This is a genomic window from Campylobacter concisus (assembly GCA_002092835.1).
In the GTDB taxonomy this organism is placed as follows: domain Bacteria; phylum Campylobacterota; class Campylobacteria; order Campylobacterales; family Campylobacteraceae; genus Campylobacter_A; species Campylobacter_A concisus_K.
In genome coordinates this window covers 230,984-247,719 of record LVWL01000019.1, presented here as the reverse complement: position 1 = coordinate 247,719, position 16,736 = coordinate 230,984, and the positions used below count along the sequence as shown (strand labels likewise).

General features: G+C 38.2%; 11 protein-coding genes and 4 pseudogenes. 13 read left to right on the top strand and 2 right to left on the bottom strand.

Annotation, left to right across the window (positions count from 1 at the left end; translation table 11 throughout):
- Positions 1 to 2 precede the first annotated feature (2 nt).
- The 10 genes and pseudogenes from A3835_05575 (at position 3) to A3835_05530 (ending at position 10,108) form a co-directional block, all read left to right on the top strand.
- Positions 3 to 2,255: a vesicular transport factor Uso1p gene (locus A3835_05575; GenBank protein ORI07943.1), complete on the top strand. Its 2,253-nt coding sequence runs from the start codon at positions 3 to 5 to the stop codon at positions 2,253 to 2,255.
- Positions 2,252 to 2,958 (top strand): annotated as a pseudogene (locus A3835_05570) (methyltransferase). The gene A3835_05575 and the pseudogene A3835_05570 overlap by 4 nt, the downstream one beginning before the upstream one ends.
- The gene (locus A3835_05565; protein ID ORI07942.1) at positions 2,955 to 3,320 is read left to right on the top strand and encodes a hypothetical protein; all 366 of its coding nucleotides are present in this window, start codon (positions 2,955 to 2,957) and stop codon (positions 3,318 to 3,320) included. The pseudogene A3835_05570 and the gene A3835_05565 overlap by 4 nt, the downstream one beginning before the upstream one ends.
- Positions 3,299 to 4,564, top strand: coding sequence for a hypothetical protein (locus A3835_05560; protein ID ORI07941.1), 1,266 nt, complete (start codon positions 3,299 to 3,301; stop codon positions 4,562 to 4,564). Before A3835_05565 ends, A3835_05560 begins: the two co-directional genes overlap by 22 nt.
- Positions 4,561 to 5,346, top strand: coding sequence for an indole-3-glycerol phosphate synthase (locus A3835_05555; GenBank protein ID ORI07940.1), 786 nt, complete (start codon positions 4,561 to 4,563; stop codon positions 5,344 to 5,346). Before A3835_05560 ends, A3835_05555 begins: the two co-directional genes overlap by 4 nt.
- On the top strand, positions 5,346 to 5,828 hold the full coding sequence (locus tag A3835_05550; protein ORI07939.1) for an HIT family hydrolase: 483 nt from the start codon (positions 5,346 to 5,348) through the stop codon (positions 5,826 to 5,828). The genes A3835_05555 and A3835_05550 overlap by 1 nt, the downstream gene beginning before the upstream one ends.
- A complete protein-coding gene (locus A3835_05545) occupies positions 5,815 to 6,816 on the top strand; it encodes a tRNA 2-selenouridine(34) synthase MnmH (GenBank protein ID ORI07938.1) in 1,002 nt (333 codons plus the stop codon). The genes A3835_05550 and A3835_05545 overlap by 14 nt, the downstream gene beginning before the upstream one ends.
- Positions 6,817 to 6,990: 174 nt before the next feature.
- A complete protein-coding gene (locus A3835_05540; GenBank protein ORI07937.1) occupies positions 6,991 to 8,688 on the top strand; it encodes an acetolactate synthase catalytic subunit in 1,698 nt (565 codons plus the stop codon).
- Positions 8,685 to 9,155 carry an acetolactate synthase small subunit gene (locus A3835_05535; GenBank protein ID ORI07936.1) on the top strand — a complete coding sequence of 157 codons (471 nt, stop codon included), beginning with the start codon at positions 8,685 to 8,687 and terminating at the stop codon, positions 9,153 to 9,155. The genes A3835_05540 and A3835_05535 overlap by 4 nt, the downstream gene beginning before the upstream one ends.
- Positions 9,155 to 10,108, top strand: a complete 954-nt coding sequence (locus A3835_05530; GenBank protein ID ORI07935.1) for a UDP-3-O-(3-hydroxymyristoyl)glucosamine N-acyltransferase — start codon at positions 9,155 to 9,157, stop codon at positions 10,106 to 10,108. The genes A3835_05535 and A3835_05530 overlap by 1 nt, the downstream gene beginning before the upstream one ends.
- Before the next feature lie 73 nt (positions 10,109 to 10,181).
- On the opposite strand, the gene A3835_05525 is transcribed toward A3835_05530, so the two are convergent.
- The gene (locus A3835_05525; GenBank protein ID ORI07934.1) at positions 10,182 to 11,375 is read right to left on the bottom strand and encodes an acetate kinase; all 1,194 of its coding nucleotides are present in this window, start codon (positions 11,373 to 11,375) and stop codon (positions 10,182 to 10,184) included.
- A gap of 1 nt (position 11,376) precedes the next feature.
- Complete coding sequence (locus tag A3835_05520; protein ORI07933.1) at positions 11,377 to 12,744, bottom strand: phosphate acetyltransferase; 1,368 nt, start codon at positions 12,742 to 12,744, stop codon at positions 11,377 to 11,379.
- 68 nt (positions 12,745 to 12,812) lie between these two features.
- Between A3835_05520 and A3835_05515 the strand changes: the two are divergent.
- From A3835_05515 to A3835_05505, 3 pseudogenes are all read left to right on the top strand, one after another.
- Positions 12,813 to 13,519: pseudogene (locus A3835_05515) on the top strand (flagellar basal body L-ring protein).
- A 344-nt stretch (positions 13,520 to 13,863) separates the two neighbouring features.
- Positions 13,864 to 15,008, top strand: a pseudogene (locus A3835_05510) (Ni/Fe hydrogenase).
- Positions 15,009 to 15,017: 9 nt separating this feature from the next.
- Positions 15,018 to 16,735, top strand: a pseudogene (locus tag A3835_05505) (hydrogenase 2 large subunit).
- Position 16,736 lies beyond the last annotated feature (1 nt).

The following is a 16,736-nucleotide window of genomic DNA, read 5'->3' as shown; positions in this document are numbered from 1 at the left end:
GCTTGATAAATAAAATTTTACTAGCTATTTTTTGTTTGATAGTTGGCTTTTGCCTATCGTTTTTTAAATCTCCAAAAGAAGATGAGACACCAAAAGATACTAATCAAACGATCTATTCTATAAATTTTGATAATTTGCCAGAAGAAGAGAGACAAAAATACATCAGCAAAGACGATCTTTATGAATATGGCGGATATATAACTCCAAAAAGCTATATCCAAAATTTTACTGAAACGAGCGATCAAAATTTATCAAATGATGTAAATGAACTTCAAGAACAAGTTCGTGAGCTAAGTAAAAAAAATAAAATTTTAGCTACTGATAATGTCGATATCAGCGAGAAAAATTTAGACTTTATAAGCAAAATTTCAGAGATGAAAAAAAATATCGAAAATGAAAAAAATGAGATAGTTGAAAAAAATCAAAAGACGCTTGGCGAGCTTGAAACACAACACTTTGAAAATATACAAACTCTCACAAAACGGCTAAATGAAGCTCAAGCTGATATGATTGAGAGCTCAAAAGCCTATGAAAAAAAGATAATAGACCTTGAAAATGCGATAAATGAGGCAAAAAATGGCGATGAAAGTAAGGTAAAAGACATCGAAGCAAATTTTGTTAAATTTAAAGAGGCAGCTGAGGCAAATTACACAGCTTTAAAAGAGCAAAATATAGAGCTAAATACGACACTGGCTCAAAAAGACGCTCTAATAAAAGAGTATGAAAATACTCAAAATGAAAAAGATAAAAACGAAAAAAAAGAAATTTTGCTTTTAAAAGAGGAGATCGAGCGAGCAAAGAGTGACGCTAAGACACAAAAATTTAGCTACGAAAAAGAGATAAATGCACTAACTGATGGCTTTGAAACGCAAAAAAGTGTTATGGAAGATGAGCTTTCAAAAAAGGCAAATAAGATAATTGATCTTGAGGAAGCACTTGAGTCGAACCAAACTGCCTTAAAAGATAGAATTTATGAGCTTGATGAGATAAAGAAAAATTTAAACTCAAAAGATTTGGCAGTTGAAAACTACAATGGTAAAAATTTAGAGCTAAATGCCTCTCTTGCGGCACTTCATAAAAGCTTTAATGATCTAAAAGAAAAAAATCTTAAAAGCGAGCAGGAAAATAAACTCGCAAATGAAAATATAAGCTCGCTTAAAAAAGATCTTGACCGGTTAAATTTGATAAATAAAAAGCTAGAGAAGCAAAATTTAGATGCAAATACAAGTCTAAATGAGCTAAATAAAAAACTAAATTTAAGTGAAGAAAGTCTTAAAAATGCACGAGATGAGCTAAAGACGCTTGATACAAAGACAAATAAATTTTTAAAAACTTTATTTGAGCAAAATCAAACTATCTCTTTGCAAACTCAAAAGCTTGGTTTAAATGACAGCGAGTTAAAAAATTTAAGTACAAAGATAAATTTAAAAGATGAAAAGATAAAAGAGCTAGAAAATAATCTCACTCAAACAAGCCAAATGCTAGCAGCAAAGCAAAGTGAGCTAGAAGCTCAAAAAAGAACACTAAAGATCGATATGCAAAACTATGAAATTTTGCGTCAGCAAATAAATATTTTGCAAAAAAAGATAGTTGACACTTCGACACTTTTAGCAGATAGCAACAACAGTGGTGGCAAAAATTTGCTAAGCTTGCAAAATGAGCTTGAAAGCGCAAAACATAAGTTAAACGAGAGTAATAAGACGATTGAGAGGTTAAATTCTAAAATAAATGAACTTAGCTCATCTAGCGTAAAAGGAAGTCCAGTAAATGCCAAGATCATCGAACTTCAAAAAGATATCGAGCAAAATTTAAATAGGCAAGATGAACTTGAAAACGAAAATGTGAATTTAAAAAATATCTTGCAGGCGACAACTAAACCAGAGACGCCAACAAAGCTAGTTTTGATCTCTAGCCTTGAGTGTGATGACATGGACGCAAAAGATAAGATTAGCGTGATGTGTAAGAATAGAGTGAGCGAATTTTTGCAAAGATTTAACTCAAACTACCTTTATGAGATAATTCCGATCGTAGATAAGAAAAATTTTGTCATCCCATCAAATGTGGCTCAAAGCATCAAAAAAGACGATCTTGGCAGGCTAAATAACTATGTAAATTATGGCGTTGGTAAAGAGCGTGCAAAGGCAGCAGCCGAGCTTATAAAAGAAGAATTTGGCGATTTTGCAAGGATCAGCTTTAGCTCAGAAGTGATCGTAAAAGATGTCACGCGTGGCTTTATCATCAAGGTTTATAGATGATCTTGGCTCAGCTAAAAAGTGGTTATCGCTACAACAGCGATACACTGGTACTTTATGATTTTATAAGCTCAAGTTTGAAAATTTTTCAGGCAGGATTTTAGACGTTGGCGCAGGATGTGGGATACTTGGGCTTTTGCTTAAACGCGACTTTAAAAAATCCAGTCTAAGCTTGCTTGATATCTTACAAATAAATGGTGAAATTTCTAAATTTAATGCCAGTAAGAACGGCTTGGAGGCAGAAAATATAAATGCTGATTTTGCAGATTTTAAAGATAGTGAGAAATTTGACCTCATCGTATCAAATCCGCCATTTTATCACGAAGGTACGAAACAAAGCGAAGATGAGCATATAAAGGCTAGTAGATACACAAGCTCTTTGGGTATAAAAGACTTTATAAGAGGTATAAGCATAAATTTAAAGCCTCACAAAAGGGCGTTTTTTTGCTATGCACCTGATGATCTTAGCCAGATCATAGCATCCCTAAAAGAGTTTAAGCTAAATTTAGTAAGCCTAAAATTTATTCATACAAAGGCTGATAAGCCAGCAAATTTAGCCTTATTTGAGGTAAGAAATAATTCAAACTCAAAGCTAAAAATTTTGCCACCTTTAGTGATGAGTGAAAATGGCTCGCATACAAAAGAGGCGATTGAAATTTTTAAAAAAGCTGATACAAAGAGCGTTGATTATCAGGAGCTAGCGTGAGAGTCCAAGGCTTTAACTATGAGTTTGATGCGAGCTTTTGCGAGAGCTGTGGCGGCAAGTGTTGCACGGGAGAGAGTGGCTACATTTGGATAAACGAAGAAGAAATTTCAAAATTTTGTACCGCATTTCATATGAGTAAAGATGAGTTTGAAAAGCAGTTTTTAATAAGAGTTGGGCTAAGGTGTAGCATAAAAGAGAAGCCTTATGAAGATGGCTTTGCTTGTGTATTTTTTGATGAAAAAAATAAAAACTGCTCAGTTTATGAGCTAAGGCCACAGCAGTGTAGGACTTTTCCATTTTGGAATTATTTTAAAAAAAATTTCAAGGAGCTAAAAGCAGAATGTATTGGCGTAAAATTTTAGTATTTTTTATGAGCGTATTTTTTAACTCGCAGCTACTTTTGGCTGACGATAATAAAAGTATAAATTTACGTCTAATGCAGGCTTTATTGTTTCAAGATAGCGGAGATGTGAATGCTAGCATTCAAGCTTACTCAAATATTTTTAAAGATACAAATCAAAAAGCTTATTTAAAAGAGGCGATCAAACTCGCCTTTGCTACAAAAAATGAAAATTTAGATGCTTTGATAAATGAAGGCGAAAAAAGCTTAAAAGACGATAGCGATTTTATCCGTATAAAGGTGGCAAATTTAGTAAATCTTTCAAAGCTAAATGAGGCTAAAAGCTTAATGCAAGAGCTTGCTACAAAAGAGCCAAATGCTCAAAATTTACTCATGCTTGGCACTATTTGTATGATGCAAAATGAAACAACGACTGCACTAAAATACTTTGAAGAGGCATACTCGCTAAAGCAAGAAGAAGAAAACTTGCTCCGTATTGTTGATATTTTGATAAATCGCATGGATAAGATAAAAGACGCTACAAAATATCTTGAGAAATTTAAAGATGAACAAGGTTGCACGCTAAAGACTTGCGAGCTTTTGGCTGAAATTTACTCCCAGCAAAGAAATTTCCCAAAAGTGATTGAACTCTTTGAAGAACTTTATGAGCTAAATCATGACACTTCGTATATTGATAAGATCGTGCAGTTTTTTATCTATGATAAAAACTACAAAGCAGCAATTGAAATTTTAAAAAAATATAGCTACAACGATATGGCTCTTATGGATCTTTATGCGGCGACTAGTAATTTTGGTGACGCATACATACTTGCTGTTAAAATTTATAACGATAGCAGGGATTTAAATTTTTTAGCAAAAGCCGCGATTTACGAATACGAGATGAATAAAGATAACTTGAACGAACAAAAAATGGCTGAAATTTTAGATAAATTTGAAGCTAGTGTACCAAAACTAGAAAATGATATGTTTTTTAACTATTATGGCTACTTGCTGATAGATCATGATATTGACCCTAGAAAGGGTATAGAGCTTGTGCAAAAGGCGCTTGCTATCTCACCTGAGTCGCCTTATTATGAGGATTCGCTAGCGTGGGGATATTTTAAGCTTGGCGAGTGCAAAAAAGCAAAAAGCATTATGCAGCATGCGATGAAAGATGTTGATTTTAGGACTTCAAAAGAGGCAAAAGAGCATTTGCACCTAATAGAGCGCTGTATAATAAATCTAAATAAAAGGCTTAAAAAATGATACTTGATGAGATAATTAAAAAAACTAAAGATGATCTTGAAAAAAGAAAAGCAGACTTCCCTGAGGAGTGGCTTGGCCGCTCGCTCGCGTACAATCCATATGTGCCAAGAGATGTTTTAAATGCTCTTAGAGCAAGCCAAAATGGGCCGATAAAAATAATAGCCGAAATCAAAAAAGCAAGCCCAAGTAAGGGCGTGATAAGAGAAGACTTTGAACCTATAAAAATCGCTCAGGAATACGAGCCATACGCAAATGCTTTTAGTATCTTGACTGAGCCACATTGGTTTAAAGGCAACATCGAGTATATCACGCAGGTTCGCCGCTACGCATCAAGGCCGATCCTTAGAAAAGATTTTATCGTTGATAAGTATCAAATTCTTGAAGCTCTTGTTTATGGGGCAGACTTTATCTTGCTCATCGCAAAAGCATTAACTCAAAACGAGCTAAAAGAGCTTTTAGACTACGCTCATCATTTAGGTCTTGAAGTTTTGGTTGAAACTCACGACGCGAGTGATGTGAAAAAGGCTATCTTTGCAGGAGCAAATATAATAGGCATAAATCACCGAAATTTAGATGATTTTACGATGGATATGAGCCTTTGTGAGAAGCTCATACCACTTTTGCCAAATGGCAAGATAATAGTCGCTGAAAGCGGTCTTTACCAGCATGAACAGCTTAGGCAGCTAAGCAAAATAGGCGTAGATGCTTTCTTGATAGGAGAGCATTTTATGAGACAAGATGATATAAAAAATGCCGTCAAAAAGATAAAGGAGGGCGAGTAATGCAGCACCTTTGTGCCCCTTGGAGAAGCGAATACTTTAGCGCCAAAAAAGATAGCTGTGTTTTTTGTGATGTTATAAACTCAGATGATGATGATAAAAATGGTGTGCTTTTTCGAGCTAAACATTGTTTTGGGATTATGAATTTATATCCGTATTCTCCAGGGCATTTTATGATAATACCAAATCAGCATACCGACAAGATCGAAGAGCTTGATGATCAGACTTGGTTTGAGATGAGTAAATTTGTAAGGCTTGGAGTTGAAATTTTAAAAAAAGAGCTTTATGCTAATGGTGTAAATATAGGTATGAATTTAGGCAAGGCAGCGGGAGCTGGCATAGCTGAGCATGTGCATTATCACCTTGTGCCAAGGTGGAGCGGAGATACAAATTTTATAACCACTATCTCTGATGTGAGAGTCAATGGCACACCATTTTATCCACTTTTTGAGAAACTAAAAAAGGCGTTTAGTGCCGTTATTTGAGCTTGATGTAGAGCAGTGGCTAGAGAAAAGAAGCTCTTTTGAAATTTTAATAGACGCAAGATCGCCACATGAATTTTTATATTCTCACATAAAAGATGCCATAAATTTATATGCTTTAAATGATGCAGAACATAAAGAGGTAGGCACGCTCTATAAAAGCGATAGATCCCTAGCAAAGAGCCTTGGCGCAAAATATATCTGTAAAAATTTACAAAATATCATTGATGAGGTTTATAAAAGAGTCAAGGTTGGTTCAGCTATTGGTATCTACTGCGCTAAAGGTGGGCTTAGATCAAATTCTATTGGCTATGTTCTAAGCATGATAGGATATAGAGTTTTTAGGCTTAGTGGTGGCTATAAAGCTTATAGAAATCACGTTTTAGAATTTCTAAATCGACCTTTGAGCATAAAATTTATCACTCTTTTTGGAAATACTGGCTGCTATAAAAGTAAGCTAATAAGGACTCTAAGCCCGTCAATAGACCTTGAAGCTATGGCAAATCATTTAGGCTCTGTCTTTGGGGCGATAAATGGCGCGCAGCCGAGCCAAAAAAGCTTTGAAGATGCGTTATTTGAAAAGCTCATCGCGCTAAAAGATGAAATTTGCTTTATCGAGGGCGAGAGTAGAAGGATTGGCTCACTTACTCTTCCAAAGAGCCTTTATGAGGCGATGCGTAGTGGCATTAATGTTGAAGTGAGCGCAAGTTTAGAAAATAGAATTTCATGCATCACAAGCGATTATAAAAGTGTGGATAAAGCCTTTTTTGACGAATGTATGAAGAAAATTTCACCATTTATCGATAAAAAAGCTAGAGATGAAGCTGTGGCTAAATTTAATGAAAATGACATTGCCAAAGTAGCTGAAATTTTACTCACAAAATACTACGACAAAGTCTACAAGAAAAACGAAAATATTAATGTTTTTATAAATTCTGACGACTTTGACAAGGCTATAAAAATCTTAAACGAGATAAGAGACAAAGCTTAAAATACTAAAAATAGTACACTAAATTTTATGTAAAATATTTTGTATTATTTTTCTAAAATAGTTAAAAATTTTTCAAGAAAATCAAAGCAATACCTAAAATTCGCTAAAAAGTTAAAATGGATTTAAAATGCTTTGGGATATAATTTGCGATAAATTTATCAAAAGGCTAAAGTGATGATAAAACAAATTTCTGGTTCACAGATGATAAGTGAAGCCTTGCACGAAGAGGGTGTCGATATAGTCTTTGGCTATCCTGGTGGTGCGGCTTTAAATATCTATGACGAAACATATAAGCAAACTTACTATAAACACGTCCTAGTTCGCCACGAGCAAGCAGCTGTGCACGCAGCAGACGGATACGCAAGGGTTAGCGGTAAAGTGGGTGTTGCTTTTGTGACGAGTGGCCCTGGTTTTACAAATGCAGTCACAGGCCTTGCTACAGCTTATAGCGATAGTATTCCAATCGTACTTATAAGCGGTCAGGTACCGACATTTATGATAGGCACAGATGCATTTCAAGAGATAGACGCGGTTGGAATTTCACGCCCATGCGTCAAGCACAATTTTTTAGTAAATAGCGTTGAGGAGTTGCCTCGCATCATAAAAGAAGCCTTTTATATCGCAAGATCAGGCCGCCCAGGACCAGTTCATATCGACATTCCAAAAAATATCACATCAAAGCTTGGTGATTTTGTATATCCAAAAGAAATTTCTATTCCAAGTTACAAGCCGACCTATAAAGGCAACTCAAAACAGATAAAAAAGGCAGCAGTTGCGATAAATGAAGCTAAAAGACCACTTCTATACATCGGTGGTGGCGCGATAGCATCTGGAGCTAGCGATATCATCCGTAAATTTATGCAAAAAACAGGCATTCCAGCAGTCGAGACGCTGATGGCTCTTGGCGTGCTTGACGCAAAAGATAAGCTAAATTTAGGCATGGCTGGCATGCATGGCAGCTACGCTTCAAACATGGCTTTAAGCGAGTGCGACCTTCTCATCTCGCTTGGAGCTAGATTTTGCGATAGGATTACTGGTAGAACGGATGAATTTGCAAAACACGCAAAGATCATCCACGTTGACATTGATCCAAGCTCTATTTCAAAGATCATAAATGCCCATTTTCCAATAGTTGGAGATCTTACAAATGTGCTAACCGAGCTTTATGATGAAGTCAATGCGAAGCCTGAAAACTACGCACCTTGGAGAGAAATTTTAGATAGATACTCAAAGCTAAATCCTCTAAGCTACACAGATAGCGACACAGTACTTAAACCACAATGGGTTATTGAAGAGACTGCAAAAATAGCGGGTTCAGAGGCTATCATCTCAACAGACGTTGGTCAGCACCAAATGTGGGTAGCGCAGTTTTATCCATTTAACCGAGCAAGGCAGCTTGTAACAAGTGGCGGCCTTGGTACAATGGGATATGGCCTCCCTGCAGCGATTGGTGCAAAGTGTGCTATGCCAGATAATCTAGTTATAAATTTTACAGGCGACGGCTCGATACTTATGAATATCCAAGAGCTGATGACTGCCTGTGAAACAAAGGCTCCGGTTATCAATATAATCCTAAACAATAACTTCTTGGGAATGGTTCGTCAGTGGCAGACATTTTTCTATGAAAAACGCTATTCATCGACCGATCTTAGCCTTCAGCCTGATTTTACAAAGATCGTTGAGGGTTTTGGTGGTGTTGGCTTTGTTTGTAAGAGTAAGGACGAGTTTAGAAAGGCTTTAAAAGAAGCGATCGATAGCAAAAAATCAGCGATGATCGACGTTAGGATCGACCGCTTTGAGGACGTGCTTCCTATGGTTCCAGCAGGGGCTGCGATTTATAATATGATATTAAAGAGCAAGGAAGAAAAATGAGCAGTATAAGAAGAACGATATCGGTTATAGTTTTAAATGAACATGGCGTTTTGGCTAGAATTTCTGGACTTTTTGCTGGTAGGGGTTATAACATCGACACGCTTACAGTTGCTCCAATACCTGAGAGCAACTTCTCAAGGCTGAGCATCGTAACTAGTGGCGACGAGAGGGTCTTAGAGCAGATCGTAAAGCAGCTTCATAAGCTCATACCAACATATAAAGTCATAGAAAGTGGCGAATTTGTCGAAAAAGAGATGGCGCTTGTTAAAATTCCTCTTGGTGAAAATTTTTCTGGCCTTGAAGCGATACTAAAGGCATACAACGGCATCGTGACAAACACAAACGAAAATTATATCGTTGTCATGGTGGCTGACGATGCGAGCAGGATAGAGAGCTTTTTAAAATCTATAAAGAAATTTAACCCAGTTGACGTTGTACGCGGCGGATCTGTGATAATGGATATATGATGAAACTAAGTGAAATAGCTTTAAAAGTAAACGCTACTTTTAGCGGAGAAGATATAGAAATTTTTGCCTTAAATTCTTTAAAAAATGCAAATAAGGCCGAGCTAACATACTGCGATGGCGAGAAAAATGCTAAATTTATAAGCAACTCAAATGCTGGAGCTATCTTGGTCACAAAAGCACTTTTGCATGAGGTACCAGCTGGCATGATCGCACTTGTCTGCGACAATCCACATCTTGCATTTGCCTTGCTTAGCAAGGACTATGCGAAGCCGTTATTTTGCGAGCCAAAGCCATCAAATATAGCTCCAAGTGCTACTATCATGCCAAATGTCTACATCGGCTCAAACGTGAGTGTTGGTGAAAATACGATAGTCATGGCTGGGGTATTTTTGGGCGATAATGTGACTATTGGCAAAAACTGTATCATCCATCCAAATGTTGTCATTTACAATGACTGTGTGGTTGGCAATGAGTGTCACCTGCTAGCAAACTGCGTCATCGGCAGCGACGGCTTTGGATATGCACACACAAAAACTGGCGAGCATGTGAAAATTTATCACAACGGCAATGTTGTCCTAGGTGATTTTGTCGAGATCGGAGCTTGTACGACGATAGATCGTGGTGTTTTTGAAAGTACTGTGATCGCAAACTACACAAAGATAGACAACCTTGTTCAAATAGGGCACAATTGCGAACTTGGAAACGGCTGCCTTATCGTCTCACAAACAGGCCTTGCTGGCTCAACGATACTAGGCAGAAACGTCGTCATGGGCGGGCAAAGTGGCTCGACTGGACATGTGAGTGTGGGTGACTTCGCGCAGATCGCAGCACGTGGTGGTGTTAGTAAAAATTTACTAGGTGGTAAAAAATACGCCGGAGCTTATCCGATAATGGAGCTTTCGGAGCAGTTTAAAATGCAAGCAAAAATTTTGAGATTTTTTAAGAAAAATTAATCATAAGCTTTTGTAGGATTTTACCTGCAAAAGCTCTTTTAAAATATACAAGTAAGCCGTCAAAGCAATTTATCTAAAGTATCCTTTCTTTTATTACCCTGGCTGTTTCTATAGCTATTTCTAGCTCTTCGTTTGTTGGGATAATGAGTGTTTTTATTTTGGCATCTTTATCATCTATGCACCTTTCGCCTCTCTCGTTTGAGAAATTTAGATCGTGATTTATATGTATGCCAAGATGCTTTAGATCGTCACAAATTTTTTGTCTTGTATTTGGTGCATTTTCGCCGATACCGCCAGTAAATATAAGCGCATCTACGCGTCCCAAAACAGCATAATACGAACCAATATATTTTTTTACTCGGTAGCAAAACATATCAAATGCAAGCCTTGCACGCTCGTCATTTTCCATTTTAGCTACGACATCTCTCATGTCGCTTGAGCCACAAATTCCAAAAAGTCCGCTTTTTTTGTTTAAAAAGTTATCGATCTCGTTCCATTTTAAAACACCGATATTTAGCAAGTAGATGACTACTGCTGGGTCCATATCGCCGCTTCTTGTACCCATTATGAGCCCTTCAAGTGGACTAAGTCCCATCGAGGTGTCGATACTTTTGCCGTTTTGCACCGCGCAGGCTGAGGCGCCGTTACCTAAATGAAGCGAGATGGCGTTAAATTTATCAAACTCTATGCCAAGCATTTTAGCCGCTTGCTTGCAAACATATCTATGTGAAGTGCCGTGAAAGCCGTATTTTCTTATGTGATGAGTCTTACAAACATCGTATGGTAGGGCATAGCGGTAGGCGTACTCTGGCATGCTTTGGTGAAAAACCGTGTCAAAAACGACAACATGAGGCACGTTTTTGCTCTCCTTCATCGCATTTTTGATGCCAGCAAGGTGCCCCGGGTTATGAAGAGGGGCAAGTGGGCTTATCTCCTCGATCTTTTTGATAACGCTCTCATCAACGATCATCGAGCTAAAAAAGCTCTCTCCGCCATGTACTATCCTGTGTCCGATGCCATCAAGCTCGCTTAGGTCGTGCAGAGTGTGTGAGGTAACAAAGAGCTCATTCATCGCCTCAAGTCCGTCATGGTGGTCTTTTATAAAGCGGTTTATCTCGTATATTTCGCCATTTGCTTTTAGTACCGCCCTTGAGCTATTGCTACCGATTTGCTCGACTAGGCCGCTTGCTAGACTAGTTTTGGTATCCATTGCAAAAAGTTGAAATTTTATAGAGCTGCTACCTGAGTTTAAAACCAAAATTTTCATATTATTCTCCTGCTTGTATAGCGCTGATTAGGATAGTATTTACCACGTCTTCGACAAGGCAACCGCGACTTAGGTCATTAACTGGCTTTTTTAGCCCTTGAAGTATTGGACCCACGGCTAGAGCGTTTGCGCTTCGCTGAACTGCTTTATAGCAGATGTTTCCGCAGTTTAAATTTGGAAAGATAAAGACATTTGCATGCCCAGCTACATCAGAGTTTGGCATCTTTTTGCTAGCAACACTTGGTTCGATAGCTGCATCAAACTGAATAGGTGCTGCAATTTTTAAATTTGCGTCAAGCTCAAGTGCTTTTTTGGCAGCTTCTTTTATAAATTCCACATCAGGCCCACTCCCACTCTCAGCTGTAGAGTAGCTCAGCATAGCGATCTTTGGACTAAGGCCAAATGCACTTGCTGTTTGAGCGCTACTTAGCGTGATGCTAGCTAGCTCATCTGCGCTTGGATTTGGCGTGACAGCACAGTCTGCAAAGAGCAAAATTTCTTCTTCAAGTGCCATGAAAAATGCCCCGCTTACCACACTTACATTTGGCTTTGTTTTTATGATCTGTAAAGCCGGACGGATCGTATCAGCTGTGCTCATCGTAGCGCCACTTACTAAGGCATCAGCCAAGCCTTCATGAATTAGCATCGTGGCAAAGTAGATTTTATCTTTTGCAAGCGCATTTGCCTTGACTTCATCCACACCTTTGTGCTTTCTTAGCTCATAAATTTTCTTTGCAAATTCATCTGTCAGCTCGTTTTGCGCTGGGTTGATCACGTTGGCTTTGTTTAAATTTATCCCCAAAGTAGCTGCCTTTTTTGAAATTTCGCTCTCAAGTCCTAGTAAAATGATATTTACCGCCTCTTTTTCTAATACGATGTGAGCTGCTTTTAAGATCCTCTCATCATCGCTTTCTGGCAAAATAACGGTCTTGTTTGCCGCTTTAGCTCTTTTTAGAAGCAAGCTTTGAAATTTAAATGGTGTGATGATATCTGCTTTATAGTTTAAAATTTCATCGATCTTATCGGTGATTAGAAGTTTTGAGTTTAAATTTAACGCCCTTAGCTCGCTTGCATTTTCGTCAAAGACTGGAGCGTTTAAATTTCTTGCTAGCTTTAAATTTAGCTCACTTTTACCAAAGACACTAAAACTCTCACAGCCAAGAACTATGACAAAGTCGCTTTTGGCTTTTAGCTCTTCAAATTTATCTATAAATTTTAGAAAAAATTCTTTTTCATTTGATTTTATTAAGTTATTTTTATCGTTTTCATCCGGGATTATCTTAAAAATCTCAACTTTTTTGAATTTTGTAGCTATAATTTCTTGCAGATGTGCTAAATTTTTGTCTGTAAAAACGTAACAACTTTTCATTTGCGACCTTTTTAGGAACTTAAATTGCTTAATTTTAGCACAAAGATACTTATTTTAAGGCATTTTTTATGAACCATAAAACGATTTGGCTCGTCTTATCTGCGGGCATTATTTGCACTGGCTGCACACCAAGCGCTGATCCTCATATCAATATGAAACCCCCAGTTTATGTCGAGCAACTCCCTTCAAAAGATAGTGGCACCGGACAAAGCAACGCTGGCAGCCTCTTTGGCAAGGGCGAGAATCCGCTATTTTCAGACAGAAAGGCGATGAATGTAAATGATATCGTGACTATCGTTATCTCAGAAAATGCAAGCCAAACTTCAACTGGTAGCAAAAGTACCAACAAAGATAGCACCATCTCGCTTGGTGGCGGTGTTTTCACAGCTGGGGCTGCACCGCTTTCAACTGTGGCTGAAAATTTAAACAAATATGGCGACATCGGCTTTAAAGCAGGTGGTGGCAATAAATTTACAGGAAGTGGTACTAGCAACAGAAGCGAGAAATTTACCGCAACCATTTCAGCTAGGATTATAAAAATCCTAAATAACGGCAACTATTTCATAGAAGGTAGCCGCGAGCTACTGATAAATGGCGAAAAGCAGATTATGCAAGTAAGTGGAGTCATTAGCCTTACGACATCTCACAAAACAACGAAATCGACTCAAAATACATAGCTGACGCCAAAATTTTATACAAAACCGAGGGCGAGCTAGACAAATCTACCAAAAAGCCTTGGGGCACAAGGCTTATGGAAGCTATCTGGCCATTTTAATGCAACTTTAAAAGCCTAAATTTCATCCATTTGGGCTTTTAAAAATTTTTATCTCAAAAATTTCTCTCGTCTTAAATATGCTAAATTTTTAGAAATTATTAAAAATTATAGTTGATATTTACTTTCAGAATAATATGCTTAAAATATTGAAGATTCATCAAAATAAAATAAAATTTCTCAAAATATTATTTTTATATTTTGAAAATATATCGCAAAAAAATGGATTTTAAATTTTTTAGTTAAAATTTATTTAATTACAAATATTAATTTTATAAAATAATTTTTTACTTCTTTAAACAAAGATATTATTAACAAAAGTAAAATTTTCAAGCAAAGGAGCTTATATGAATAATGACTTGCGTCAAAAGATAGATAGACGCTTAAGTGAGCTTAGTGCGTTGCCTAAGATGAAAAGCGACTCGAGTATTGCGCAGCTTTTAAAAGAGAAGGGCTTTACGAGGCGCGATTTTATGAAGTGGGCTGGTGCGATGACAGCTTTTATGGCTCTACCAAGTGCGATGACACCGATGGTTGCTCGTGCTGCTGAGCTTAGCGATAGGCTTCCTGTGATATGGCTTCACATGGCAGAATGCACAGGCTGTAGCGAGAGCTTACTAAGAACCGATGCTCCAAGCATAGATAGTCTTATATTTGACTACATAAGCCTTGAATACCACGAAACTATCATGGCAGCTTCTGGCTGGCAGGCTGAAGAAAATTTAGAGAGCGCGATCGAAAAATACAAAGGCAGATACATCCTGCTAGTTGAGGGAGGTATCCCAACTGGTGCGACTGAAAATTTCTTAACAGTTGGACCTCATGGCACAACAGGTAAAACTCATGCTGTAAATGCTTCAAAAGACGCAGCTGCTATCTTTGCGATCGGTACCTGTTCTAGCTTTGGTGGCATTCAAGCTGCAAGGCCAAATCCATCAAATTCAGTGGGACTTTCAAAAGTTACTGATAAACCTGTTATTAATGTTGCGGCTGTCCGCCAAGTGAGAAAAATATCGTTGGTAATGTCCTTCACTTCTTACTTTTTGGCACACTTCCAGCGCTTGATGTTTACAATAGACCAAAATGGGCTTATGGTTTAAGAATTCACGATCTTTGCGAAAGGCGTGGTCACTTTGATGCTGGCGAGTTTGTCCAAAACTTCGGCGATGAAGGCGCAAAAAATGGCTACTGCTTATATAAAGTAGGCTGCAAAGGTCCATATACATTTAACAACTGCTCACGCGAGAGATTTAACCAGCACACATCATGGCCAGTTCAAGCAGGTCACGGCTGTATAGGCTGCTCAGAGCCAGACTTCTGGGATACGATGGGACCATTTGAAGAGCCTATGGCAGATAGACTCTTTGATACTGTTTTGGGTCTTGGAGCTGATAATGTCAGCGATAAAGTTGGCATTGGAATTTTAGCTCTTACCGGCATTGGTATAGCAGCTCACGCTGTTATAGCTTCTATGAGTAAAGATAAAGAATAAGGCAAAAAAATGAGTGAAAAAAGAATAGTAATAGACCCTATAACACGTATCGAGGGACACTTAAGAATAGAAGTTGTCGTAGATGAAAATAATGTCGTAAAAGAGGCTTACTCTGGCTCAACTCTTTGGCGTGGTTTAGAGCAGATTGTAAAGGGTAGAGATCCAAGAGATGCTGGCTTTTTCATGCAAAGAATTTGTGGTGTTTGTACATACTCACACTACCGAGCAGGCATCATCGCAGTTGAAAATGCTCTTGGTATCAAGCCTCCATTAAATGCAGAGCTAACTAGAACGCTTATGAACGCAGCTTTATATCTTCACGATCACATCGTGCATTTCTATCAACTTCACGGCATGGACTGGGCAGACGTGGTCTCTGCATTAAGTGCAGACGTACATAAATCTAGCGAAGAGGCTTTTAAATACACTGATCTTCCGTTTGCCACGGGAGCTGACAAGCTAAAAGAGGTAAAAGAGAGGGTTGAAGCCTTTGTTAAAAAGGGCAACCTTGGACCATTTGCCAACGCATACTGGGGACATAGCACATATAAATTTACTCCTGAGCAAAATTTAATCGTCCTCTCTCACTACTTAGAGTGCCTAAGAATTCAAAGAACAGCAGCTCAGATGATGGCTATCTTTGGCGCGAAAAACCCACACCCACAAAGCCTAACAGTTGGTGGCGTGACTTGCGTGATGGACCTGCTTGATCCAGCCAGAATGGGCGAATATATGAGTAAATTTGCTGAGATAAAAGAATTTGTTGATAGAGCTTACTACCCAGATATCTTGATGGCAGCTAAGGCTTATGCAAACGAGCCAAGCGTTTTAAACGACGTTGGCGTATCAAATTTATTCTGCTACGATGAGTTTTTGATTGGCAAAAACGATCATCTATTTAAAGGTGGCATTATCTTAAATGGTGATATTAACAAGGTTTATGATATCGACGAAAACAAAATTACAGAAGAGGCGACAAGATCTTGGTATAAAAATGACAAAGCGCTTCACCCATATGACGGCGAGACAGAGGCAAACTACACTGGCCTTGTTGATGGCGAGAGCATAGACGGCGAGGGCAAGTTAGCTCACAGCAAGCTTTTTGACACAAAGGGCAAATATAGCTGGATCAAAGCACCAAGATATGATGGCATGCTATGCAAGTAGGACCGATCGCAAGCATCGTCATAAACTACGCTAAAGGCAACGAGAGAGTTAAAAAGATAGTCGATGAGTTTTTAGCAAAGAGTGGCTTGCCACTAAGTGCAGTCTTTTCAACTCTAGGCAGAACCGCTGCTCGTATGCTTGAAGCAAAAGTGGTCGCAGAGCACACAATGGACGCATTTAATGCCTTGATCGAAAATTTAAAGGCAGATCAAGAGACCTGCACAAAATATGTAATAGATAACAAAAAAGAATATAAAGGAAATTTTCAAGGCAACGCTCCAAGAGGTGCCCTTAGCCACTGGTGCCGCATAAAAGATGGCGTCATCTCAAACTGGCAAGCAGTCGTGCCAAGCACTTGGAACGCCTCTCCAAAAGACGCACAAAATCAAATGGGAAGCTACGAGGCGTGCTTAGTTGGTTTAAAGATCGCTGATCTTTCAAAACCACTCGAGATAATACGAAAAATTCACTCTTACGACCCTTGCATAGCGTGTGCCGTGCATGTTATGGATACGAAGGGAAATGATTTGAGTACTTATAAGATAAATCCAAATTTGTAAG